We start from the raw sequence: 24,150 nt of genomic DNA on the forward strand, positions 1-24,150 counted from the left end.
ACTCAACTGTTAACCGTCATCACTTAAACTAAATAGGGTTCTTGGTGAGTGCGAATTGTGCAATCAGAACGGGGGTAGGTAACACAGAGGACAATAAATCCTTTCGCCATCTGATCATCATCGAGAAATACCTGTTCAGATTGATCGACTTCACCTTCAACTACCTTGGCGACGCAACTAGAGCAAGAACCAGAGCGACAGGAAAAGGGTAACTCTAAGTCTTGTGCTTCAGCAGCATCTAGAATCGTGGTATTTTCATCAACAGGAATGGTAATGTCGAGCGATCGCTTTTTATTGATCAATCTCACTTGAAAAGTTGTCATCGTCATATCCTCCAAAATAAATAAAGGTTTCAGTAATCAGCTACAAGGTACGCCAGCAGGGGAACAATTACCTGCTTGGAATGATTTCCCACAACCACAGGTATCAGTGGCGTTGGGATTGCTAAACTTAAATCCGCTTTCCAGTAAGCCATCGATAAAATCAACCACAACGCCTTCTAGTAACGGGGCGCTTTTTGAATCAACGTAGATGCGTAACTTACCTTGCTGCATCACTATGTCATCGGCTTGCGGAGCGTTGATAACTTTGATGGCATATTGATAGCCATTACAACCGCCATCCTCAACAGCAACACGGATACCGCGTTGGGTAGCATTTTCATCTTTATTTGAGGCTAAAAGAAAAGTACGCAGACGGAATTCTGCTGCTTCTGTTAATGTGAGAGTCATAATTTGGGGATTGGGGATTGGGGAGCAGAGGAAGAAATTATTACTCAGAACTCAGCACTCAGCACTGGCTAAGGCAAAGTTACTTAGCTGTAGGGGGTTATGATAATGAGGAGAATGAGTACCGCACACTGGACAATTGCGATCGCGGTAGGAACGACGCTTGGCAAATGCCATCTGGTGTAAATCCATTGTTAATAGTTGCGATAACAATGGTTGGTTAAATCCAGTAATTAACTTAATTGCTTCTAGTGCTGTTAAACAAGCCAAGGTTCCAGAAACCGCACCTAGCACGCCAAAGCTACGCCGATCCCATTCTGGTTTTTCGGGAAATAAGCAAGATAAGCAAGGTGTAACGCCAGGGACAATTGTAGTGAGATAAGCCTCCATCCCATCCATCGCGGCTTCTACCATCGGCTTACGCCAACGCACGCAAGCTGCATTCAATAAGTCGCGTTCCACAAAATTGTGGGCGCAGTCAAGCGCAACATCGGCAGATTGAACTAAGGAATCGACATTATCCGGCGTAACGTAATCAAATATGGCTTCGACTTCCACATCTGGGTTGATATCCTCAAGCCGTTCTTTGGCTTTAAATACACGCGGTTTACCTACCCAATCATCACTCATGAGAATTTGGCGATTCATGTCATCTAGCCGCAACTCACCGCCTCGAACTAAAATCAAACGCCCTACACCCGCTACCGCCAGGTAAAGTGCTGCTGTACCGCCTAATCCTCCCACACCTGTAACCACTACTGTTGCAGATTTAAGTCGCTGCTGTGCTTTTTTGCCAAAACCAGGGAGCATGATTTGGCGGCGGTAACGTTCTAATTCATTAGGCGAGAGGTTTACCACTGTTGATTTCTCCTAATACAGCACAGCGTAAATACAACAACCTTTCAAATAACGCAAAAGCCTATACTCTTATTTATTCTTTTGACTTTTGACTTTTGCGGAAAGTTGCGTGCGGGGGTTCCCCCCGTTGAGCAAACTTTCCAAGACGACTTTTGACTTACTTTTAGCTTGTCGCAATTTCTGTCAGCATGACAATATTGTTAGGCTTTTGCTTAAACACCTTGAACAACTTTTGTTCTAGAGGTGTAGAACTGAGGAAAACTTCGTAAGCTTGTTGAAGTGCTGTGCAGTATAAATCGAGTTTCTCAGCTTGGCTTAGTTCTGAATTATGAGCATCAATCTCTTGAATAGATTGAGAAAAACGCTTCAAAATATGCAGACGATTAACTTGGACAACTTTAGGATCGTAAGGAAGTTGAAAAAACTCGAAGTATTCTTCTGCATTTACAAGTTGATTAAACTGTTCTACGTCCCATGTCATAATTTTTTCTCCAAATTTTTTAGCTGAGATTTCAGTTCATCTAAATGACGGTAAATTTCGTAAGTTTCGGCTGCTAAAGCTGTTAAATTTTGGTAATCAGTTGGCAAGCCTTCAGCTAAATCATGAAGATCCATCTTCATTTGACCAGCTTTACTATTCAGCTTCTTAATTTGTAGTTTTAAGTCTTCAATAGCTTGTTGATTTACACAATCTGTTTCTGCTGATGGCACCATAAGTTTCTCCGTTGCTTGCCTGCTTATTGCCTATATTTTGGTGACTTCATTGTATTTTTCTGCTAATTCAATGCCCTTTTGTGTGAGTTTCTCGCCCTCGGCTGCTAACTTTTCTAGAGAATCAAAGCCGAAACGTTGAGCATCGCGTAAGGTTCTAGAGACTAGCAACAAACGACCAGAAAAAACCAACACCCAGCCAAAACCTTCATGACTCAAATCGAGAACTACTTGAGATAACGAACCAGTTTTCTGCTCGATTTGGGCTGCGATCGCGCGATAGAATGACATAATTCTGGCTTTGGTGGCGGGTTCAACATCGCCCTCTACAGAAATTTGGCGTTTAGCCTGTTTGCTGACAATATAAGGTTTAAGAATTAATTCATCCGACCAATTGCGATAAAATCCATAAGAATCTTGAGCGTGAATTTGTCTAACTAACTCTTGCACAAAGGGAGAATTTAAAGCTTCGCTACTAACGCTGGGATTAACAATTTCAGTTGAACTCATACGCCTACTTCCTCTTCTGCAAAATTTGATGATTTTTGTTGTAAAGCTTTCCGCAACCAAGGCGGAGGACTGCCTTTCAAAGTCTTAACTAACTGTTCCAAAAGGTCAGTAATTTTGTCATCCTCAGACCTAGCTTTAATTGGTGTAATGCGTTTCTTGATTAACCGAGCAGCCGCACTTCCACCAATGGCTGATACATAAACAATTGTGCAATCAGCCAAAGCTTCAATTTTGGGAACTAATTTATCCTCATTACCATCTTCTTTGAGGTCGCCATCAAATTTCAGAGTATTGAGAAACTGATACCCCTCTGGTGAAACTTCATAAACATCGATTTTTTTCGCCCACCCAAAATGAGCATTAATATGAATTTGGTCGCTAGTTGTAAAAGCAATTTTCATATTTATCCTCCAATAATTACGAATTTTTAATGCTTGGTTTTGTCTTCTTCTGCTTCTAAAAATAAGTTGCCGATGTCAAACAACAATTGCATGGTTCCTCGGTAGCCGACAGTACAACGCTGTCCGTTACCTAACCTGTCAAAAATTGGGAAACCAAGACGATAGAAAGAAGTTTCTAGACGACGAGCGATCGCTTTACCATGAGAATTAGCAATCACCAAATCAGAACCTACCGCTAGCCGCTCAAAGTCTTCCAAATCGCCAATAGTGACGCTTTCCACAGGGAGTTGCTCTAACAGCGGCGACTTTGTGGTTGTGACTGCGGCCTGAACTTCCGCACCCATTGATTGCAAAAACCAAACTATTGACCACAGCAAATCCGGTTCTAGTGCTAACGACACCCGCTTACGCCCGAAGTAAAAGTGAGTATCCAGCATCGCGTCTTGCAACTGGCGGCGTTGGTGGCGGTATTTGGCTGGGACTGTATTCCCGCTAATATCAACCAGTCCTTGCAAAAAGTCATCCACTGCATCTAACCCAGTCAGTTGGGGAAAGATTTCGTAAGGTATGCCAAACCGTTGTTGCAAACTCTCGGCTGCACCGCGCACACTTTCGCCTAGTGCGAGAGTAAACACCGAACTACCCATTTGTCGGAGTTCTGCCAAAGTTGTACCGCCACCTGTCACTGCACTGTAAGAATCATCCAAATGACCATCCAGTGAAGCAGAAAGGTCAGGTACGACAATGGCTTTTAGCCCAAAGGCTGAGACAATCTCTTTAATTTCCTGCACATCCCCGGCTGTAAACGCAGAACTTGCCAAAATATTGATTTGGTCTAGCCTGGTTTCTCCTGGTTGGGGAATTTCTTTAACTATGCTTTCGACTGCTGTGGCAAAACCATCTTGCAATGCACCTTTAAAATCAGGTGTAGAAGCAAATACAATCGGCAAATCATATAATTCTGGATGACGTTTGCGGATACTTCTGAGGATACCTTCCATGTCATCCCCTCTGGTTTCCGTAAGTCCAGTAGTTAACAAACCAATAATTTCAGGCTTTGATTTTTCTACCAGCGTCAAGATTGCTTGCTCGATATTGTCTTCGCCACCCAAGATAGTGGTAACTTCAGTCATGGCAGTGGTGGATAGGGGAATGGCTTCCCGAAAATGCCGCACTAACATGACTTTGGCGAAAGCAGTACAACCCTGAGAACCGTGAAACAAAGGCATTACGCCCTTCAATCCTAAAAATGCTAAGGCTGCACCTAAAGGTTGACTTTGCTTTAAAGGATTGACTGCAACTGATTTATTTGCAGCGGTTACAGTTGCCATTAGTTGACCTCCTCTTCCCAAGGTGCTGGTTTGCGTACTTGTTGCCAGACTGGACTGTAAAGCGCTTCATCCAGTTCTCGTGCCATCTCCACCATGCCCACATATCCGGCGTAGGGATGATGCCGTTCTTGATTAATATCTAAAAATGGAATGCGGGCTTTGAGGGCAGTGTATTGATTGCGACCACCAGCAATCAGCATATCGGCTTTTGTCTGGGCAATCACCCGGAGTAATTCTTGGGCGTTGCCTTTTTCCATAGCAATGCCATCTTTTCCTAGTAATTCTTTGATCCTCGCTTTATCTTCCTCAGTACTTTTCTTGGTACTAGTGGCGACAACTTCCATTCCCAAGTCTTTCGCTGCCGAGATAATTGACCAACTTTTCACACCCCCGGTATAAAGAACAACCCGCTTACCTTTGAGACGGGAGCGATAGGGAGCTAAAGCTATATCTAGCGCAGCAGTTTCTTCGGCAATTAATTTCTCTACTCGCTCTTGCAAACTGCGATCGCCTATCTTTGCAGCAATATTCCGCAAACAGCGATTCATGTCATCCACTCCATAGAAAGATTCTTCAATGTAAGGAATGCCATAGCGTTCTTCCATCTTTCTGGCCACGTTGATCAAGGCTTTGGAGCAGATCATGACGTTGAGTTTGGCACGGTGAGCATATTGAACTTCTTTGTACTTAGCATCACCAGTGATTTTGGCTAAAACTCGAATACCTAATTTTTCAAATAAAGGCAGAACTCCCCACAATTCGCCTGCAATGTTGTACTCACCAATGAGATTAATATCTAATGGGGTTGTATATTCTGGTTCAGCACTACCGATAACATATTCTAGTAAGGCTTCCCCACCAACACGATTACCAAGGTTTTTGCTACCAATAAAACCAGGTGAATTTACAGGGATGACAGGTGTACCTGTTTTCTTGGCTGCGGCTTCACAAACTGCGTCTAAATCATCACCAATTAACGCCGTCACACAAGTGGAGTAAACGAATACTGCGGCTGGTTGATAGCGTTGCTGTACTTCCAAAATTGCTTTATACAGCTTTTTTTCCCCACCGAAAATAATATCGTTCTCATTGAGGTCGGTTGTAAAACCCATTTTGTAGAGATGAGAATTAGAGGAAAGACTACCACGACCACCCCAAGAGTTACCAGAACAAGCGATCGGCCCGTGGACTAAATGAGCAACATCGGTAATGGGGACTAGGGCGATTGATGCTCCATCAAAAGCACAACCTCCTTGTGCTGCACCAGGTTGGGCTTGTTGGTGACAAGATTTATTTTTCTTCTGCCCATGCTTGTGGTGATTGTGTTCGCATCCTGGCTCACTCAGCAGCTCGTTAATTTTGCCTTGGGTGATTTTCATGGGTGTTTGAGAGAGTTTTTTTAACGCAGAGGGGCGCGAAGGTAAGCGCAAAGATACGCAGAGAATTAACAGATGTATTTGGTTATATCTTCAGCACACTCATCTGCGAGGTAGGAGAGGCAGCGGAAGCGTAAAGCTACAAATTCGTCGTAGAGGGGATTTAATTTGCAGAGTGGGGGAATATGAAAAGTGTGTCCGAAAAATTTAACGTTGCGTTCAAAGGGACAGCAACAGGGAATAACTTGGCAAATGAGATGGGCGGTATTGCGATCGCATACTTGAATTTGGTTCACCCATTGGCGTAAGGGAAAGAGAATATCGAAGCGATCGCGGCTGTTAATGATGGTACTCATAGCGTTTATAAGGACAGCAGAAGAAGCAGAGGGGGCAGAGGATGCAGGGGAGAAATGCCCTATGCCCCATGCCCTATGCCCATTAATTACCGAATCAAGTCGTAGGAAATATCGGTCTTAGACGGAATGATTGTGTTGCGATCTAACTCATCCAGAATTGTGTTAACAATCCAGTTGAGTAGGTTGATTGTGCCTTGGTAGCCGTAGGTAGCGTAGCGGTGCAGGTGGTGGCGGTCAAAAATGGGGTAGCCAATCCGCACGAATGGGGTCTTGGTGTCGCGCCAGAGGTACTTACCGTAGGAGTTACCGATGAGCAAGTCTACGGGTTCTGTAAACAGTAAGGAACGCATATGCCAGAGGTCGCGTCCACCGTGAATTGTCGCACCTTGACCAAAGGGGCTAGAGTCGAGTAAGGCGCGCAATTCTGTCTCAAAATGTTCGTTGCTGTTGCTGACCAGGATGTGAACTGGTTCTGCACCTACTTCTAAGAGGAATTGTGTCAAACCAATTACTAAATCAGGATCGCCATACATTGCCACCCGCTTACCGTGTAACCATGCTTGAGAATCGGTCAACGCATCCACTGCACGTCCCCGTTCATCTTCTAATTCTTGGGGAATTGGCTTACCAGTTAATGCGGACAGTTTCATCAAGAATTCATCAGTACCACGAATGCCTACTGGACGGTTAACGTAGGTCTTTTGATGCCATTCGTGTTCGATGTATTCACGAGTTTTGGTGGTGGCGTAAGCTTGGAGTGCGATCGTCGCTTCAGCATTGATAGAATCAGCTGCATCTTCTAGCTTGGTTCCACCAGGATACATATTATATGTACCATTATTCGGAGAATCCAAGTATTCTGAGTTATCTGCTAACAAGGTATAGTCAATTCCCATCACATTAGCAATCCGCTTAATTTCGCGGAGGTTGCCAATGTATGTTTCAAACCCAGGAATAAAGTTGATTTTGCCGTTGGTGGTTTCTTTCTTCTTACCGGCTGTCAAATTTGACAGAATCCCCTTCATCATGTTGTCGTAACCCAAAATGTGGGAACCAACAAAGCTGGGAGTGTGAGCATAGGGAACAGGGAAGTCTTCAGGAACAGCACCTTCTTCCTTAGCAGTTCTAATAAAGGCTTGCAAGTCATCCCCAATTACTTCTGCCATACAGGTAGTGCAGACAGCAATCATTTTGGGCTTATATAAGTTGTAGGAAACTGCTAAACCTTCAATCAGGTTCTTCAGACCACCGAATACGGCTGCATCTTCCGTCATGGAGGAGGATACGGCAGAAAACGGTTCTTTGAAGTGACGGGTCAAGTGACTGCGGAAATATGCAACGCAGCCTTGAGAACCATGTACAAAAGGTAGTGTACCTTCAAAACCAACGGCTGCCAAAATTGATCCCAGAGGTTGGCAAGCTTTCGCAGGGTTAACAGTTAAAGCTTGTCGGGCAAAGTTCTTTTCGCGATATTCCCAGGTCTTTGTCCACTCAGCAATCCGGGTAACTTCTTCAGATTCATGCCCACATTCAAACTCTTTTTTGGCTTGAAATAGCTCTTGGTATTCCTGCTGTTGGAAAAGTTCGGCGTGATCCTTAATCTTGTTTACATCGTGTTGAGCCATCAGTATTCTCCAAGTTTGGGAGGTAGGGAGTGGGGAAGCAGAGGAGCAGAGGAGGCAGAGGAAGAGGCTGTATTACTTCTTCCAAGGAGCGCCTATTAAGCTCCAGGTGGGACTGTTGAGAGCGAGATCCATGTCACGGGCGAAAATTGCAAATCCGTCGTAGCCGTGGTAGGGCCCGGAATAATCCCACGAGTGCATTTGGCGGAAAGGAAGTGCCATTTTCTGGAATACGTACTTCTCTTTAATACCAGAGGCTATTAAGTCAGGCTGGAGTGCTTTAACAAATTGCTCAAATTCATAAGCAGATACGTCGTCATAAATCAATGTGCCGTTCTCAACATAGTGAGTAGTACGTTTGTAGTCGTCGTTGTGACCGAATTCGTAGCCTGTACCAATGAGCTTCATGCCGAGGTCTTCAAAGGCAGGAACAACGTGACGGGGGCGCAAACCACCCACCATGAGAGCAACGGTTTTTCCTTCTAAGCGAGAGCGATATTTATCGAGTACTGCTTTGGTTTGCGCTTCGTACTTAGCGATGACTTCTTCTGCTTTTGCTTGGATGGTTTCATCAAACTTGGAGGCAATTTCCCTCAAGGACTCAGCAATTTTGGTGGGGCCGAAGAAGTTATATTCTAACCAGGGAATACCATAAGCTTCTTCCATGTGACGGGAGATGTAGTTCATGGAACGGTAGCAGTGAACTAGGTTCAGTTTCACGCTGGGGGTGAGCATCATCTCATGTAGAGTACCGTCTCCAGACCACTGAGCCACAACGCGTAAGCCGATTTCTTCTAACAGGATGCGGCTAGACCAAGCATCACCACCGATGTTGTAGTCACCAATGATTGCCACATCATAGGGGCTAGGCTCAAATCCGAGAGTGCCTTCTTTCTTGGCTTTGTCAGCTTTAGGGAATACCCAGTCACGAATGGTATCGTTCGCAATGTGGTGTCCGAGGGACTGAGACACACCTCGGAAGCCTTCGCAACGCACGGGAACAACAGTCTTGCCAGTATCTTTTGCTTTCTTCTTAGCAACAGCTTCGATGTCATCCCCAATTAGACCGATGGGGCATTCTGATTGAATGGAAATCCCACGATTCAGGGGGAATAATTCTTCAATTTCATCGATGAGTTTGGCAAGTTTTTTGTCGCCACCAAATACGATGTCCCGTTCTTGGAAATCGGAAGTAAACTGCATTGTACCGAAGCTGTCAATGCCAGTTGTACCGATGTAATAGTTGCGACGACCAGACCAGGAGTAGTAACCGCAACCTACAGGGCCGTGACTGATGTGAATCATGTCCTTAATCGGCCCCCAAACCACACCTTTGGAACCTGCGTAGGCGCAACCACGGGTGGTCATTGTACCGGGAACAGATTTGATGTTGGACTTAACACCACAATCGGACTTACCTGCTTCGTAAACGTTCAGGTGCTTTTCCCGTTTTTTCTTGGCTTTGTCAGGATATGCTTCCAGAACTTCCTGAAGCAAGGCTTTTTTATCAATTTCTGATGCTGCCTCGGTAGCAGTGGTTTGCTCTAAAATTGCGGCTTCGGAGGGTGTCATAGTTTATCCTCTTGACTACTTGCGATCGCAGAGTTTGGGAATAGGGAGTAGGGAGTAAAAGTAGGAAAGTGGGCGGGTAGCTAAATAGATGGATGATTTTCAGGAGGGTTCTTTGCGGGTCTACTCATCAACCCATTTAATTCTTGCGCTAACTCCAGCCCACAATTAGCTGACGAGTAAGCTTAAACAACAACAGCGGCTTTGGCTGCGTCTTCTGCAACTGCCTTATGGTACTCTTCTTCACCGCCAAGGATGCCGAATTCAACTAGCAGTTCTTCCAGTTCGTCCATTGAGATGGGGGTTGGAATAGTTAACTTGGTGTTGTCTTTGATCTTCTGAGCGAGAATACGGTACTCTTCCGCCTGGGGATGCTCAGGAGCGTATTCGATTACGGTCATCCGCCTCAGTTCAGCGTGTTGAACTACATTGTTACGGGGAACAAAGTGAATCATTTGAGTATTGAGTCTCGCAGCCAATGCTTCAATCAATTCCACTTCGCCATCAACATTACGGCTGTTGCAGATTAGGCCACCCAAGCGTACACCACCAGAGTGAGCATACTTGAGAATGCCTCGTGCAATGTTATTGGCAGCATACATTGCCATCATTTCACCAGAGCAAACGATGTAAATTTCTTGCGCTTTGCCTTCACGGATAGGCATAGCAAAACCACCGCAAACAACGTCGCCCAATACGTCGTAGGAAACGAAATCTAGGTCTTCGTAAGCGCCGTTTTCTTCCAAAAAGTTGATAGCGGTAATGATCCCACGTCCAGCGCAGCCGACACCAGGCTCAGGCCCACCTGACTCCACACATTTAACATCCCGGTAACCAGTCAGCAATACTTCTTCGAGTTCTATATCTTCAACTGCACCACGTTCAGCAGCTAAGTGCAGAATGGTGGTTTGAGCTTTGCTGTGCAACATCAAACGGGTAGAATCTGCTTTCGGGTCACATCCGACGATCATGATCCTTTGACCCATTTCCGCGAGACCAGCAAGCGTGTTTTGAGATGTTGTAGACTTACCGATACCGCCTTTACCGTAGAATGCGATTTGTCTAATGTTGTCAGTCATGGTTGTTTTCCTAGTAATGGGTTGATGGTTTTGGTTTTGTCAACTTTTGGGTTTTATAGATGCGATCGCTCCTAGTAACTAGGCGATCGCAGTTGAGAAAGTCGCTGGTGGCGCTCGCTCTAACACATTCCGAATGAGAAAAGAGAAAGATTGCATGGTTTGGTAATTGGTAATTGGTGATTGGTAATTGGTAATTGGTGTGATTTTTAACGACCCTTACTGAGGCTAAACATAGGGTCAACTGCTTCTACTCGTAAGCTTAGGCTCACACGCTCTTGTAATTTGGCTTCAACGGCTACTTTGAGGGTTGCGGTACTACTGGGGCAGGAACCACAAGCACCTTGCAGCATTACTTGGACGCGATCGCCATCTACGTCGTACAGTTCAATATCTCCGCCATCGGCAATCAGTAGTGGTCTAACTTCTTCGTCTAGAACCTTTTGAATCAAGGCGATTTTTTGGACGGTTGTTAGTGGTCGTGCGGATTTTTCTTGAGTAGTGGCAGCAATTTTTGTGCTTAATTTGTAGCTAGTACCAATAGATAATTCTTGTTGCACCGCAGAGATTAGGTCATCGATATTTGCTAGACAAGAACCGCAACCGCCACCTGCTTTGATATAGCTGGTTACTTGTTCGGCAGTAGTGAGGCTGTTTTCTTGAATCACCCGGCGAACCTTAGATTCGCTGATCCCAAAGCAACTACAAATCAATGCGCCTTCATCATCGTCATGAGCAACTACCGGAATTCCTCGGTATTTGAAAATCGCCGCTTCTAAAGCTTCTTGTCCCATCACCGAACAGTGCATCTTGGCTTCTGGTAATCCGCCTAGATATTCGGCAATCTCTTTATTGGTGACTTTCAAAGCTTCGTCTAAGGTTAGACCTTTAATTAACTCAGTCAAAGCCGAAGAAGATGCGATCGCACTTGTACAACCAAAGGTCTGAAACCGAGCATCAAGAATTTTATCACTGTCTACTTCTACCTTAAGGTGCAGTCTCAGCGCGTCTCCGCAAGCAATACTGCCCACCTCTCCAAAAACCACTGCCACACCTGCTTCATTGTTATCTGTGATCGCACCTTGGTTTTTGGGATTGTAAAAAAGTTCTAATACCTTATCCGTATATTCCCACATGACTTTGTTTAAATTGGTTATTTTTTATTTATGGGTATAAAGGAAAACTTCTTCCTCTGCCTCCCTGCTTCCTCTGCTCCCTCTGCTCTCTTAATGAGCCAACGCTTCTTCCCGCCCTTGCAGCCAGTCAGCTTGGTCGTTGTTGAATGGAGAGATAGCCCGTAGGCGTTCGACAATTGGGGGCATGACTTCGAGGACTTTATCTATCTCGGCTTCAGTGGTGTAGCGTGAAAGACTGAAGCGAATCGAACCGTGCAGAATGGTGTATGGTAAGCCCATTGCTCGTAAAACATGGGAGGGTTCTAAAGAACCAGAAGTACAGGCGGAACCAGAAGATGCACAGATGCCGTATTGGTTGAGGGATAATAAAATCGCTTCGCCTTCGATGTACTTGAAACCGATATTGGTGGTGTTGGGTAATCTGGAAGTGGGATGACCATTAACTTGAGTGTCAGCGATCGCAGTCAGCAAACCTTTTTCTAAGCGATCGCGTAATGCTTTTTCCCGTTGTATATCTTTTAAATGTACTTGTGCTAATTCCGCAGCTTTGCCTAAAGCAATAATACCGGGAACGTTCTCTGTACCAGCTCTGCGTCCTCGTTCTTGGTGTCCACCAATTAACAGGGGACGGAACCTCACACCGCGTCTGACATACAATGCACCCATCCCTTTAGGAGCATGGAGTTTGTGACCGGAGAGGGTGAGCATATCAATGCTGCTAGTCTTGAGGTTGAGGGGAATTTTACCCACCGCCTGCACAGCATCTACATGGAAGATAGCGCCTGCATCCTTCGCCCGTAACCCAATCTGCTCAATGGGGAAAATCACGCCGGTTTCATTGTTGGCATACATTGTAGAAACTAAAGCAGTATTGCCAGTGAGGGCAGCTTCTAGTTCCATCAAGTCGATTTGTCCCTGAGCATCTACAGATAAGTAGGTAACTGTATAGCCTTGTTTTTCTAGTTGTTTGCAGACATTGAGTATTGCTGCGTGTTCTACTTGAGTAGTAATAATATGGCGTTTTTCTGGTTGTGCTGCTAAAGCTGCTTTGATAGCTGCGTTATTGCCTTCAGTACCGCAACTGGTGAAGATAATTTCGGAATCTTCGGCTCCCAAAAGGGATGCAACTTGCGCCCTAGCTTCCCTAACTGCTTTCCCTACCTGTCCGCCAAAGCTGTGCATCGAAGAAGGATTACCGTAAAACTCGGTGAGGTAGGGCAGCATCGCCTCTATAACTTGCTCATCTACCTTAGTCGTGGCATTGTTATCTAAATAAATCACACTCATGCTTCTACACTCACCACTTTTTGCTTGCGCTTAGATAATTGCTCGGAAAGTTTTTGAGAATACAGATTAAACCAGCGTTTCCAGTAATCTGTTTGTGATGTTCCTGTTAACTTGTCTATTAGGCGATCGTGAGTAGCAAACCACCATTCCCAATAATCAGTCGGCACAGGAATGCAACCATCTTGTGTAGGACAATAAGCGAGACATTGAGAAACACTATAAGCACCAACACAGTTTGTACAAAGGTTAGAATCAATCCAGTAGTGACCATCTGTGGTGATTTTGATTGCACCTGTGGGACATACAGACCGACAGCGATCGCAGGAAATACATTGGCTGGTAATCTTGTAACTCATAACTATCCTCCTTTTTGGGTATTGGGCATTGGTAATGGGTAATGGGTAATGGGTAATGGGTAATTGGCAGTAATTATTTCTTCCTCATCCCCAGTCCCCAGTCCCCAGTCCCCAGTCCCTATTCCCTATTCCCTAAAATCCATTGCTCGTAAAATTCCAAAGCAACCTTTTCAATTACGTCGTAAGCTTCAACGGTCTGTAAGCCAACTTTCTGCAATTGTTCTTGAGGACAGTGACCTATTTTGGAAACCAGAACCGCTTTGCAATCGGAAATAGTATTAATAATGTTGTCTAAAGTGGCTTCTTCGCCATATCCACTTTGGCAATAATGGTCAATCTTGCGATGACCGATAAACTTAGCACTGCTACCATCGACTTCGTAAATCATAAACTCTTTAGCATGACCGAAGTGCTGGTTAACTAAACCACCGCCTTTAGTGGCGACTGCAACTAAGATTTTGGGTCTGTCTTGTAGAGATGTTGTATGTAATGTCTCTACTACCTTTTCTTTGACGGCTTGAATTTCTTTTTGCGATTTCTCAATACCTGCATGGACTTCTTGGCGTTGCTCTAGATTATATTCTGGAGCCATTTCCATGAATTTATCTTTGGTGAATTCTTGACTACGGTCTTCACCTAACAATCCCACTGCATCGGCGCGACACTGGCGACAGTGGCGCATCATTTTCATATTGCCAGAACAGCTATCTTGTACTGCTTTCAATTCTTTAGATGTGGGGCCGCGCTGACCTGTTAAACCGAAGTGAGTACCATGTTCTGGGGCAGAAATCAGGGGCATAATATTGTGGAGGAATGCGCCCTTGGAACGAATGACTTTGTTGACTTCTACCAAATGTTCGTCGTTAATTCCCGGGATCATGACCGAGTTAACTTTGCAAAGGATGTCTGCTTCTTGCAGGGCTTGTAATCCTTCCATCTGCTTTTCATGCAGAATGCGGACACCTTCAATTCCTCTATAGCGCTTGCGTTTGTAGTGAACCCAAGGATAAATATTCGCTCCGATTTCTGGGTCTACCATATTAATAGTTATGGTGACGTGGTCGATGTTGAGTTGTTTAATTCGATCCACATAATCGGGAAGCATCAATCCGTTAGTTGACAGACAAAGCTTGATATCTGGTGCTTTCTCAGTAATTAACTCGAAGGTGCGGAAAGTTTTTTCTGGATTCGCTAGGGGATCTCCAGGGCCTGCAATTCCCAAAACGGTCATTTGGGGAATTTTGCCTGCAATCACTAAAACTTTATGCGCTGCTTCTTCTGGTGTGAGCAGTTCGCTGACAACACCAGGACGGCTTTCGTTTGCACAGTCATATTTGCGGTTGCAATAGTTGCATTGAATATTACAAGCTGGTGCTACTGCAACGTGCATCCTCGCATAGTGATGATGAGCTTCTTCGCTATAGCAAGGATGTTTTGCAATCCTTGCTTGGATTTTTTCATCTAAACTTGTTGTGGTATCGGTTTTGCTACTGCAACCACAACCGCCAGATTTGGCTTGAGTTGTTATCTCCGTAGTGGCAGAAGTTAAAAGCCCTGTAGGTGGTGTCATTGAATTTCGCTACGTATTAGGGTTGGGGGCTGGCATTATGGAAGATGCTTTCAATCTCAGCCAAGTTTGTTGAATATTGACTGTTAACAGTTAACTGTCAAAGCTCAAAAATCCACATTATTAAATATGCAAATTGAATGTGGAACAGCTAATATCGCATCTTCAATTACTTCTCGCTACAACTTTTGATAGTTATAACTGTCGAGTTTTTGTTAGTGCATTCAGTATTTAGCGATACATTTGTGTTAGTGCCTTGGGTGTTGTGCGCTACGTGTTTTATTTATAGCAGCCGCCTCACAAACGGAAGTTGTGAGTGTTTTTTATAATTTATTAAACTTATTAAGCTTGTACTCAAAAAGTGAAACTGATACTTGCCAAGCTTTGCAAAAATTTTAAAAAAAGTTTTTAGGTATAGGTACTAGTATTTTCTGCACTAGGTACGAGTATTTATGATGAAGGGGTTCAAGTATTTCTGTACTCGCCTTGAACCTAGCACTACCAAGAGTTTGAGTGTAATTTGAGGTGTTTTTTGGTTGGGTTTTATCTGTACTCAGATATTGCACCATTGCTACCCAAAGCACTATTTATTTGGGTATTTGAGAGACAAATAACTGGAGTAGTTAACTTATTACTGCCCCAGTTGTTAAGCGAAATTCAATTCCGTATCCAAAATAACACTTTTCTCATGGAAAAATTTAATTTTAAAATAACTTAACCAAAAATCGTGTCATGAGATACAGAACCACTTTTTTCATCGTTGCAGGGTTTTTCGTTAATGCGGATCAGCACAAAGTTGAGCTAATTATGTGCGGGGTCACTCCCGTTGAGGCTTTTACCCCATCAAACTGTTTCAGAAAAGCACCCATTTCAACAATGCGAAATCCTTGATATACAAAGTTTTTGCCTTTATGAGTTACTTGGGAGCGTTAAGGGATTTCCAAGAAATAAATTATTCCATCTTGTGGGGCGGGCATCTTGCCCGCCACATAAACTGGGCGGACAAGATGTCCACCCCACAATACATACTGGGATATTTTTTTATTTGGAAGTCCCTAATAGTTTTTGTTCGCCTAGAGCAAGTATAGCATACATAAAGCAAAAATATTTGCTCAAAAATTTGCAAATATTTCTACTTCTGTGATTAATGTATATACAGCTACAGAATTTTGAAGGTTAATCTATTTAATCAATTAACAATTAATCATAGTAAAACGTAGCTTCAGATACAGAAAATTATTTTTCAATATTTTTCATCTAATATTGAGATGAGTACAAATTTATATGCAAGCAACCATGAGCAAAATCCGGTCAAATCCTGATGGAGCTTTCATTTTTAAATAAATCAGTACTGACTATTGACTCTGATAAATACTAGTACCTTGGGGTAAAAATTTTTTTTTCTGCTTGTAAATTCTGATGAAATCAGGATTGATAGTAATTGAGTACAAGCTAATAAATGCACTGGTATGGTTAGAGTCACCTGGTATAACTAGTTCTTATAAACTGGGCGGGATAGAAATAGACTAGTCCCGCTGCCTTAGAAGTCAAAAGAGACGCGATTAATCGCGTCTGTACAAGAGTACAGTTTTCTTTAATAACGATAATTTTCACCAATACTACATAGATTTTTAAGTGTAGTAGTTAATTAGTGATTGTTGAATAGGTATAAATTCAAATTTTTGAGCATGAATCATGAATAATTAAGAATCAAAATTTTCTACAGGCATTTTGCTTATGTTTAAGCCTCCTACTTGTAATCTCAATACGCAAATTTCCGAGATACCTGTTAGCGATCGCTGGCGAATTTATCAGCACTTACAAGATGTAATGATTCCCTGTAGGTCGCCAGCAGATCATTCTGTCATGGTGGGTTTTAATCATGCGATCGCGGCTCTTTTTGTTCGCAGTCATGCCCACAATTCTTTTGCTGCTCGGCAAGAGTTACTCGATTGGCTAGAAAAATCTTGTACAGCAGAAGTGAATTATTAATTACTTGCTGATGAAAATTTAAGCATGAGGAAGCTAGCATGATGACAGTATTACTTGCCAGTATGAGTTTGATAGTTATTCCGGCAATTGTGAATACATATTTTGGCTATTTATTGCTACGAGCCAAGAAATAAAGTTTGAGTAATTCATCATACCACTATTGCTAATAGCAATTAATCCCCAGGGGAAAAGCTAAAATCCTACAAGAGGCGTTGGGCATTATGAATGCGATCATTGTTAACGATACTACACTAAGGGATGGAGAACAGGCGGCGGGTGTGGCCTTTAATGTTGAGGAAAAAGTAGCGATCGCTAAATTATTAGACGCTATTGGTGTAGGTGAATTAGAAGTAGGTATCCCCGCAATGGGTGAAGTGGAAACCCAAGCGATCGCCGCAATTTCTCGCTTGGGTTTACAAGCTCAACTTTTAGGTTGGAACCGTGCGAATATCTCAGATATTCAGGCTTCCATCGCCTGTGGGTTGCAGCGCGTACATATATCTGTTCCCGTTTCCGAAATTCAAATTGCTGCCAAGTTTCATGGACAGTGGCGCTTGATGTTAAGAAAACTCAAAGATGCCATTAGCTTTGCACGCGATCGCGGTCTTTGGGTAGCAGTCGGTGGCGAAGATTCTTCTAGAGCCGATGAAAAATTCCTCTTAGATGTAGCGCTTTATGCTCAAGATTGGGGTGCATCCAGATTTCGCTTTTGCGATACTATCGGCATTCTCGACCCCTTTACTACATACACCAGAGTTCATCAATTGGTGACGTATTTATCAATCCCAGTGGAAATGCACACCCATAATGATTTCGGTTTAGCAACCGCAAATGCTTTAGCTGGGTTGCAAGCTGGAGCCTTAGCGGTGAATACAACCGTGAATGGCTTGGGGGAAAGAGCTGGTAACGCCGCCTTAGAAGAAGTGGTGATGGCGCTCAAACGCATCCAAGGAATTGATTTAGGAATTGATACCACTCGGTTATTAGAGCTTTCGCGAATGGTAGCAACTGCATCAGGTTGTCATGTACCTCCTTGGAAAGCGATCGTCGGTGAAAATACCTTTGCTCATGAATCAGGAATTCACGCTCATAGCGTTTTGCAAAACCCTGTGACTTACGAACCTTTTGCACCAGAAGAAGTAGGCTGGGAAAGACGCTTAGTTGTGGGTAAACATTCAGGTCGGCATTTAGTAGCTAACTTACTACAGCAGCAAGGGATCAATTTAAACCCAGATGAAACCCAATCAATCTTAAATGCAGTAAGGCAACAATCTGTAGAAAATAAACGCAGCTTGAATCTAGAAGAACTTTTGAGTTTAGTTCCATCTGAGAGATGATTAAATTTTAGATTTGAGATTTGAGATTTTAAATTTTGGATGAGTTTTTGAATTGATATAAATTTTATGCAATTGGACGAACTAGAACTTGATTTACCCCCAGTATTTGAAATTGGTTCAAAAGTCAGAACTCGCAAATTAATCCGCAACGATGGCACTTACCCTGGGAAAGATATTGGGGAAACATTAGCAAAAAAAGGAGAAATTGGTTACATCGTTAGTATTGGTACATTTTTGCAAACTTCCTATATTTATGCGGTGCATTTTATAGAAAAGGGTGTAATAGTCGGTTGCCGGAAAAAAGAACTAGAAAATGTTGAGGAATCTAAATGAAAGTAATGCTGCGTCAGAATTCTGCTGGACAGTTATTAGTATATGTTGCTAAAAAAGACCTTGAGGAAGAAGTTGTGAGCCAAACAGAGGGTTCGGAAGGTAAAATTTTTACCTTAGCTAATGGTTGGGAATTAGCAATTCCAGATTTATCAGAACCTTTAAAATTACCGCAGACTGTAGAAGCAAAAAGGCTTTCCTAAACAAAATTTCTTGAATAAGTTGGTAGGGTGTGTTGTCGCGCAGCGCAACGCACCAATTTATCATCAGGGTTTCCTACATACCAGGAATCGATAAAATTTAATATGTTAACTAGACTTTTTTACCTTATTTTATGAGCCCAAAAAATCTCGCAGAATATTGTATGAAAGTTTTTTATAAGTCAGCCTAAATATTAGATTATTTCAAATCTCTTGTAGCGCTCGTTTCAATCAAGAGACCTTTTAGCAATATCTTCGATATTTACATCAAAGTGATTCATTAATACTACACTCCAATATAAAAGCCCGCTTAATTTTTTGGTGAGCTTTTCGCGGTCTATTGGCTTAAAATCTACCAATAATTTGTCTATCATTTCGTTAATTTCCTCAGCTTGTGTTAATACCATTCCTGCTGTGGAGGAAATTTTTACTTCATAGTTATAATCACTATCATTATTAGTCGCTTCTACTTTTTTTTGATAATCGTGTAATTGCATGGTTAGTTACACCTTGAGTTAATGTAGTAAATAATAGTTGCAATTATTTAGTAATATTGTTCACACAGTTGAAAGCAGCATTATATCTCATGTAAAGAATTTACAGCATCGGCATTTGTCTGGAATTACGTGTTTGTAGGTAAATGAAGCAGACAGGACACAACAATGTTGTGCCCTTCAAACATCCTTTGATATCATTTCCGCCTAATGATTGATTTTGAATTTTGCGGAAAGTCTGAGCGGAGGTTTCCTCCGCTCAGAACTTTCCAAGAGAGAATTTTGAATTGATTCATCCTTGCTTGATTTTGGTAAACAAAGTTTCGTATTGCTTTGTGGCTGAATCAGATAAGGGAAGCAAAAATTCACTTTTATCGAAAACTGCAGGATTATTCACTAAAAGATTGAGTAATGGTTCCTGAATATCTGCAGCTGCAATATTTGTAGCAGTTGGCGAGTTAGTTTTGGTGAGAATCGCAATTTGTTTAGCGATCGCGGGTTGTAAACAAAAATCTATCCATCTATTTAATAAATCATCTTTAACAGCACCTTTGGGGCGTACCCATAAATCGGCCCATAATGATGTTCCCGATTGGGGGATAACTGCTGCTAGTTGCGGATAACGCAATAATACTGGTGTTGCATCCTCAGACCAAGCAAGTGCTAGCCAGGTGTCACCAACAATTAAAGGTTCTAGGTAGGTTCGAGAATCGTAGAATTTAACTTGTTGATTTAATGTCCGCAGTTCTGTTTCCAAGTTTGGTACTTGCTCAAGATTCTCGGTATTGTAAGATTTTCCTAATTTCTTTAAAACTAGACCAATTACTTCTCGTGGGTGATTGAGTAAAGAAATGTGCGATCGCAATTCCTCTCGCCACAAATCACTCCAATCTTGGGGTTTCCATCCCAATTCTTGAAACTTCTGGCGGTTATAAATTAATACTGTATTACCCCAACGGTAAGGAGCTGCCCAAACTTTCCCTTGTGGATCGGGATTACCTTGGTCGTTGCGCGTTACCAGTTGCTTCCACTTTTCATCTATAGCCGACCATTGTTTGATTTGTCCTTGATTTATTGGCTCAACTAGGTTTTGTTGAATCGCCGCTTTCAGCCAATAATCTCCCAATGTGACTATGTCAGCTACGGGTGTTTTTTGGTTTTGCTGAAATGGGATAAACCGACTCCATCCTTGTTCATCACTAGTTTTTGGCTTTTCCTGCCAACTTTGCAATTGTTTGAATAAATCTTGTATTTGATCAACAGGAGTAAACTTAGACTCTACCTGTCGCTGTAAGTTCTTCTGAAATTCATTAACTACCTGGCCGGGTATGGAACCTTTTAATAGCTGTACTTTCAGCTGCGTCCGGTTGCTTCCACCACAGCCAATAAGTAGTTGTGAAATTGCCAGTGTACCTGTGGCTAATAAAAACGACCGTCGATCCATCGATTATGGGATATGTGATGTTGCATTATACCTATGTTAAGCATTGAAACACCAGAATTTTCACAACCTGACCTCTTGAGGGAACACCAAAAATTAAATGTTAACTGTCAACAGTCAACGGTTAACAGTCAACCACAGCTTCCTAAATTTTTATCCTACTTTTGATAGATGTGGAAATTTGCTTGTGCTTGCTGTAATTGATACAGGCTAATGCTTTTGTACTTTTTCTTAATTGGCTGAATTACGCAACTGAGCTTGCTTTCTCTGCTTTATGGTCGAATCACATGATTTGTAGAGAATGTATCCCCCGCATATTTGATTGATATTGTCCTACAAACTCCTGACCTGAGAGAGGCGCGATCGCGCCGGGAATGGCTGACTCGGCTTTACCTTAGTAATAGCATTGCATAAGCTTTCGTGTGTAACTCTTCTGGGAATTACACACCTGTCTAACTAAGATTTTTGCGTCTCAGTTTAACTAAATTATGCTGCTAAAATCACGAAAATGGCTATAGTAGTTGGTTTTTGGGCAGGAAAATCTTCACTTATCTCTATTTTATTGAATTTATCGCAAAATTAATCCCAAAAACTTAAATTTACTCAACAAAATTATGAGAGCTACTAAGGAAAATATTTAGATATATTGATAAGTAATGACTTTAGTTTCACAATCCAACAGAAGTTGGCAAAAATTAAATAATTCATAAGTATATTTAAGGTCGGCAGTAAATTGAATAACATAGAGAAAATATGCGGATTAGGGTATTAAATGGAGCCATTACAAAAGCAGATCACGACTTTGAGCCATAAGCTGGATAACCTCTGCCAAGTGATTGAGGAGCTTGATGGTAAAGTGACTCAAACTCTATCAGAATGCTCTTTAGCTAAAACCCAGGCAAGAGATAGTTATTCAGACAATACCGAAGCTGTACATTATCAGTTCCGGGGGAATCTTAATTACAATCCTGAAATGGAACATAAGGATGTATTGGCTGATGGCATTTACAGCGATATGAATCGTCAAGGAGGAGAAAAAACTATCTCCCCAGAAATTCAAATACAAAGACTAACAGCACAATTAACTGCAGCGTACAATCGCATTGCAGCCTTAGAAGAACAATTACTCCGAGAAAGAATTCACTAATTTGTCCAACAATTTTAGATTTTAGATTGACCCCATGCCTTCTACGGGGTTTTAAATTTTGGATGTTTAATTTTTTCCCAAATCAATCAGTAGCTTGTAGCTTAAATATTTCACAATTTCAATCCAAAGTTTTCGATTTAAAATCTAAATTTGGTGATTTTTGTAACCTGATAAACCGTCACTTGCTGAGTCTTGAGATCCGCTATAGTTGATTGAATCTGCTCAATCTCTCAAGTTGTTTTTCGATGGCTTCCAAAAGTTGGTTTTGCTGCCAATCTAGACTAAGATGAGCAGCGATCGCAGCTCCTCCAGCGCCCATACCTTCTTTCACAAAGCCCTGTTCGTAAGCCTGGAGTTGGGGATAACAAGAATCAGTAAAATTCAGTTGTGTAGCTAGTAAGGGTGGGGTTTCTCCACCCTTCATTATGTCTTGTTTATCTAAACTGAGGGCTAATTCCACCGTTCCCCCAGTGGGATCTTCTGCTACCCAACGCGTTGTACCTACTACTACTTCTTCGGGTTGCCAAGATAAATTGTAAGCTTGGGCGATCGCATTAATTAAGGCATAAACAGCTAGCATTTGCGTCCCACCAGCCAGCAACACACCACAACTGCGACTAGCTGCGATCGCCATTCCCGCCACCACCACTTGCATGGGATCACCAACAGCTGCGATCAGTTCTAGAGGATCTACTTTGGATTGGTAATTGGTAATTGGTAATTGGTAATTGGTAATTGGCGATTGGGGATTGCTTAGTCTTTGCCTCATTTTTTCCAAACCTGCTTGTACCAAGGCTGATTTTTGGTCATGGTTACAAATAGGATGGCTGCTGTTTACCTTGCCCTCGGCTGGTATGCCCAAGCCAGTTAAAATTGCTAAGGCGGTAGTTGTGCCACCAACCACACATTCTCCTAAAACTAAATACCCATCTTGATTAGCAGCCAGTTTAGTACCCCAAAGCAACCCTTGTTCTAGCAAGTGCTTGACTGTTGCTAATTCCATTGCGTTACCTTGACTTAAACACCTAGCAGGAAAGCCACCCAAATCGATTGTGGGTACTGCTGGGGTGTAGGGTAATCCTGCATTAAACAAATAAACAGATGTTTTCAGCGCTTCCACCACAGCACGAGAAATGAGCACAGGCGACGCACCAGCCGCTAGTGGTGGTAGAGGATATTTGGCTTGGTGTTCAGCACCATAGTAGAGAAATTCTGCATCAGCACAAGCTGTATACTTTCTATCTTCTGGAGTTTTTCCCGCCGCAGAAATCCCCGGAATCAAACCAGTTTCTGTAAATCCTAAAATACAAGCAAACACAGGTAAGCGATCGCGATACTTAGCAATCCAAGCTTCCCCCTGTGCTATTTGAGTATAAATACTAATCATTGGAGGGGTCAAGGGTCAAGGGTCAAAGGTCAAGGGTGAATGCGACTAAGCTTAGGTTCCTAATATTTGTGCGATTTGGTATAAAGTTCAATTACTATAAATCTGGACTCTGGACTTTTGACTTTTGACTCTTGTACAGACGCGATTAATCGCGTCTCTGCAACTTTTGACTTTTATTCATAATCCATCAAAACTTGTACCCAGCGAGGCGGACGGGGGATAGGATTTCCCAGACGATCCAACAACAGCCATGCTCCTATGTGGACTACAAACAAGTAGATAAAATTATTGAACATAATCAAAGCGATCGCTCCGATTTGTATCCAAAATGTACTGGGGTTGATTAATAATCCCAGCTTCAGAAATATCCACTCTAATAGTTCTGTTACTTGGTTAATTGCATAAATCCATAAGTCTTCACCGGATAGCACCGACAAAAACCATACCCGAAAGAAAGCCCCTAAAGTCCCGAGTAACATACCCAAGTTAATAGAAACTATCCAAGGAACACGGCGATTCCATGCACTACCTAACAGCACGCCCATAAAACCATAGGGCATCACAAATAGTAAACTACGAACAGGGCCCATCAACACCCCTAGCAGCAAGCCAGATGTAACTGCTGCCATCCAAGCAGCGCGTCGCCCCCAACGCAGGTAGACTAGAGCGATCGGTACCGGAAAAAATATTTTTAATACCGGGCCCAAAGGAAAATAAAAATTAATAAACCAAATCAAACTCGCAGTACTAGCCAAAAACGCTGTTTCCACCATCCTTAAAGGTGCATCTACCTTTAATTGGGGAGGTTGCAGCGTGCTTTGATTGTCAAACTTGAGCGAATTGCCTTGTTTGTCTGACCGATTTTGCGGGGTTTGAGATTCAGGCGATGAACCAGGCTGTGGCTCATCTGGCAAAGAATCTAAAATGCTCATATTTGA

26 protein-coding genes are annotated in these 24,150 nt (G+C 42.7%); 5 read left to right on the forward strand and 21 right to left on the reverse strand.

Translation table 11 applies throughout. From position 1 onward, the window contains the following. Nucleotides 1–23: 23 nt before the first annotated feature. The 17 genes from AACU25_RS09805 to nifB form a co-directional block, all read right to left on the reverse strand. Nucleotides 24–323, reverse strand: a complete 300-nt coding sequence (locus AACU25_RS09805; RefSeq protein ID WP_096575098.1) for a 2Fe-2S iron-sulfur cluster-binding protein — start codon at nucleotides 321–323, stop codon at nucleotides 24–26. Nucleotides 324–359: 36 nt separating this feature from the next. Continuing rightward, complete coding sequence (locus AACU25_RS09810) at nucleotides 360–731, reverse strand: iron-sulfur cluster assembly accessory protein (protein WP_096575100.1); 372 nt, start codon at nucleotides 729–731, stop codon at nucleotides 360–362. Between the two features lie 51 nt (nucleotides 732–782). After that, on the reverse strand, nucleotides 783–1,586 hold the full coding sequence (locus AACU25_RS09815; protein ID WP_096575102.1) for a HesA/MoeB/ThiF family protein: 804 nt from the start codon (nucleotides 1,584–1,586) through the stop codon (nucleotides 783–785). 163 nt (nucleotides 1,587–1,749) lie between these two features. Next, nucleotides 1,750–2,067, reverse strand: a complete 318-nt coding sequence (nifW, locus tag AACU25_RS09820) for a nitrogenase-stabilizing/protective protein NifW (protein WP_096575104.1) — start codon at nucleotides 2,065–2,067, stop codon at nucleotides 1,750–1,752. Next, on the reverse strand, nucleotides 2,064–2,300 hold the full coding sequence (locus AACU25_RS09825) for a CCE_0567 family metalloprotein (protein ID WP_096575106.1): 237 nt from the start codon (nucleotides 2,298–2,300) through the stop codon (nucleotides 2,064–2,066). The genes nifW and AACU25_RS09825 overlap by 4 nt, the downstream gene beginning before the upstream one ends. A 30-nt stretch (nucleotides 2,301–2,330) precedes the next feature. Then, nucleotides 2,331–2,807 carry a NifX-associated nitrogen fixation protein gene (locus AACU25_RS09830; protein ID WP_096575108.1) on the reverse strand — a complete coding sequence of 159 codons (477 nt, stop codon included), beginning with the start codon at nucleotides 2,805–2,807 and terminating at the stop codon, nucleotides 2,331–2,333. Further along, nucleotides 2,804–3,208 carry a nitrogen fixation protein NifX gene (nifX, locus tag AACU25_RS09835; protein ID WP_096575110.1) on the reverse strand — a complete coding sequence of 135 codons (405 nt, stop codon included), beginning with the start codon at nucleotides 3,206–3,208 and terminating at the stop codon, nucleotides 2,804–2,806. Before nifX ends, AACU25_RS09830 begins: the two co-directional genes overlap by 4 nt. A gap of 26 nt (nucleotides 3,209–3,234) precedes the next feature. Further along, complete coding sequence (gene nifN / locus AACU25_RS09840; protein WP_096575112.1) at nucleotides 3,235–4,539, reverse strand: nitrogenase iron-molybdenum cofactor biosynthesis protein NifN; 1,305 nt, start codon at nucleotides 4,537–4,539, stop codon at nucleotides 3,235–3,237. After that, nucleotides 4,539–5,918, reverse strand: a complete 1,380-nt coding sequence (gene nifE, locus AACU25_RS09845) for a nitrogenase iron-molybdenum cofactor biosynthesis protein NifE (protein ID WP_096575114.1) — start codon at nucleotides 5,916–5,918, stop codon at nucleotides 4,539–4,541. The genes nifN and nifE overlap by 1 nt, the downstream gene beginning before the upstream one ends. A gap of 65 nt (nucleotides 5,919–5,983) precedes the next feature. After that, nucleotides 5,984–6,271, reverse strand: coding sequence for a Mo-dependent nitrogenase C-terminal domain-containing protein (locus tag AACU25_RS09850; protein ID WP_096575116.1), 288 nt, complete (start codon nucleotides 6,269–6,271; stop codon nucleotides 5,984–5,986). An 86-nt stretch (nucleotides 6,272–6,357) separates the two neighbouring features. After that, complete coding sequence (gene nifK, locus AACU25_RS09855) at nucleotides 6,358–7,896, reverse strand: nitrogenase molybdenum-iron protein subunit beta (RefSeq protein WP_096575118.1); 1,539 nt, start codon at nucleotides 7,894–7,896, stop codon at nucleotides 6,358–6,360. A 72-nt stretch (nucleotides 7,897–7,968) separates the two neighbouring features. After that, nucleotides 7,969–9,465: a nitrogenase molybdenum-iron protein alpha chain gene (gene nifD, locus AACU25_RS09860; RefSeq protein WP_096575120.1), complete on the reverse strand. Its 1,497-nt coding sequence runs from the start codon at nucleotides 9,463–9,465 to the stop codon at nucleotides 7,969–7,971. Nucleotides 9,466–9,647: 182 nt separating this feature from the next. Further along, nucleotides 9,648–10,541 carry a nitrogenase iron protein gene (gene nifH / locus AACU25_RS09865; RefSeq protein WP_096575122.1) on the reverse strand — a complete coding sequence of 298 codons (894 nt, stop codon included), beginning with the start codon at nucleotides 10,539–10,541 and terminating at the stop codon, nucleotides 9,648–9,650. Between the two features lie 206 nt (nucleotides 10,542–10,747). After that, complete coding sequence (gene nifU, locus AACU25_RS09870; RefSeq protein ID WP_096575124.1) at nucleotides 10,748–11,674, reverse strand: Fe-S cluster assembly protein NifU; 927 nt, start codon at nucleotides 11,672–11,674, stop codon at nucleotides 10,748–10,750. Nucleotides 11,675–11,764: 90 nt separating this feature from the next. Next, nucleotides 11,765–12,961 carry a cysteine desulfurase NifS gene (nifS, locus tag AACU25_RS09875; protein ID WP_096575126.1) on the reverse strand — a complete coding sequence of 399 codons (1,197 nt, stop codon included), beginning with the start codon at nucleotides 12,959–12,961 and terminating at the stop codon, nucleotides 11,765–11,767. Next, nucleotides 12,958–13,317 carry an ATP-binding protein gene (locus tag AACU25_RS09880; protein ID WP_096575128.1) on the reverse strand — a complete coding sequence of 120 codons (360 nt, stop codon included), beginning with the start codon at nucleotides 13,315–13,317 and terminating at the stop codon, nucleotides 12,958–12,960. The genes nifS and AACU25_RS09880 overlap by 4 nt, the downstream gene beginning before the upstream one ends. Nucleotides 13,318–13,435: 118 nt before the next feature. After that, a complete protein-coding gene (nifB, locus tag AACU25_RS09885) occupies nucleotides 13,436–14,887 on the reverse strand; it encodes a nitrogenase cofactor biosynthesis protein NifB (RefSeq protein ID WP_096575130.1) in 1,452 nt (483 codons plus the stop codon). A 1,734-nt stretch (nucleotides 14,888–16,621) separates the two neighbouring features. Between nifB and AACU25_RS09890 the strand changes: the two genes are divergently transcribed. The 4 genes from AACU25_RS09890 (at nucleotide 16,622) to nifT (ending at nucleotide 18,746) form a co-directional block, all read left to right on the forward strand. Further along, the gene (locus tag AACU25_RS09890) at nucleotides 16,622–16,876 is read left to right on the forward strand and encodes an Asr1405/Asl0597 family protein (protein ID WP_096575134.1); all 255 of its coding nucleotides are present in this window, start codon (nucleotides 16,622–16,624) and stop codon (nucleotides 16,874–16,876) included. Between the two features lie 221 nt (nucleotides 16,877–17,097). After that, nucleotides 17,098–18,213, forward strand: coding sequence for a homocitrate synthase (gene nifV / locus AACU25_RS09895; RefSeq protein WP_096575136.1), 1,116 nt, complete (start codon nucleotides 17,098–17,100; stop codon nucleotides 18,211–18,213). Nucleotides 18,214–18,279: 66 nt separating this feature from the next. Next, entirely contained in the window at nucleotides 18,280–18,546 is a 267-nt protein-coding gene (locus tag AACU25_RS09900; RefSeq protein ID WP_096575138.1) for a nitrogen fixation protein NifZ, read from the forward strand. Continuing rightward, nucleotides 18,543–18,746 carry a putative nitrogen fixation protein NifT gene (nifT, locus tag AACU25_RS09905; protein WP_096575140.1) on the forward strand — a complete coding sequence of 68 codons (204 nt, stop codon included), beginning with the start codon at nucleotides 18,543–18,545 and terminating at the stop codon, nucleotides 18,744–18,746. Before AACU25_RS09900 ends, nifT begins: the two co-directional genes overlap by 4 nt. A 224-nt stretch (nucleotides 18,747–18,970) precedes the next feature. On the opposite strand, the gene AACU25_RS09910 is transcribed toward nifT, so the two are convergent. Together AACU25_RS09910 and AACU25_RS09915 are read right to left on the reverse strand one after the other, a co-directional pair. After that, a complete protein-coding gene (locus AACU25_RS09910) occupies nucleotides 18,971–19,240 on the reverse strand; it encodes a nucleoside triphosphate pyrophosphohydrolase family protein (protein ID WP_096575142.1) in 270 nt (89 codons plus the stop codon). A 289-nt stretch (nucleotides 19,241–19,529) separates the two neighbouring features. Continuing rightward, nucleotides 19,530–20,681, reverse strand: a complete 1,152-nt coding sequence (locus tag AACU25_RS09915) for an extracellular solute-binding protein (RefSeq protein WP_096575144.1) — start codon at nucleotides 20,679–20,681, stop codon at nucleotides 19,530–19,532. Nucleotides 20,682–21,450: 769 nt separating this feature from the next. Here AACU25_RS09915 and AACU25_RS09920 point away from each other — a divergent pair. Beyond that, the gene (locus AACU25_RS09920) at nucleotides 21,451–21,825 is read left to right on the forward strand and encodes a hypothetical protein (RefSeq protein ID WP_096575146.1); all 375 of its coding nucleotides are present in this window, start codon (nucleotides 21,451–21,453) and stop codon (nucleotides 21,823–21,825) included. Between the two features lie 202 nt (nucleotides 21,826–22,027). On the opposite strand, the gene cobT is transcribed toward AACU25_RS09920, so the two are convergent. Then, the gene (cobT, locus tag AACU25_RS09925) at nucleotides 22,028–23,212 is read right to left on the reverse strand and encodes a nicotinate mononucleotide-dependent phosphoribosyltransferase CobT (protein WP_096575148.1); all 1,185 of its coding nucleotides are present in this window, start codon (nucleotides 23,210–23,212) and stop codon (nucleotides 22,028–22,030) included. 173 nt (nucleotides 23,213–23,385) lie between these two features. Continuing rightward, nucleotides 23,386–24,144, reverse strand: a complete 759-nt coding sequence (locus AACU25_RS09930; protein ID WP_096575150.1) for a DUF2232 domain-containing protein — start codon at nucleotides 24,142–24,144, stop codon at nucleotides 23,386–23,388. Between the last annotated feature and the right edge of the window lie 6 nt (nucleotides 24,145–24,150).

Origin of the sequence: Tolypothrix tenuis PCC 7101, from assembly GCF_963874875.1 — a bacterium.
Taxonomy (GTDB): Bacteria; Cyanobacteriota; Cyanobacteriia; order Cyanobacteriales; family Nostocaceae; genus Aulosira; species Aulosira tenue.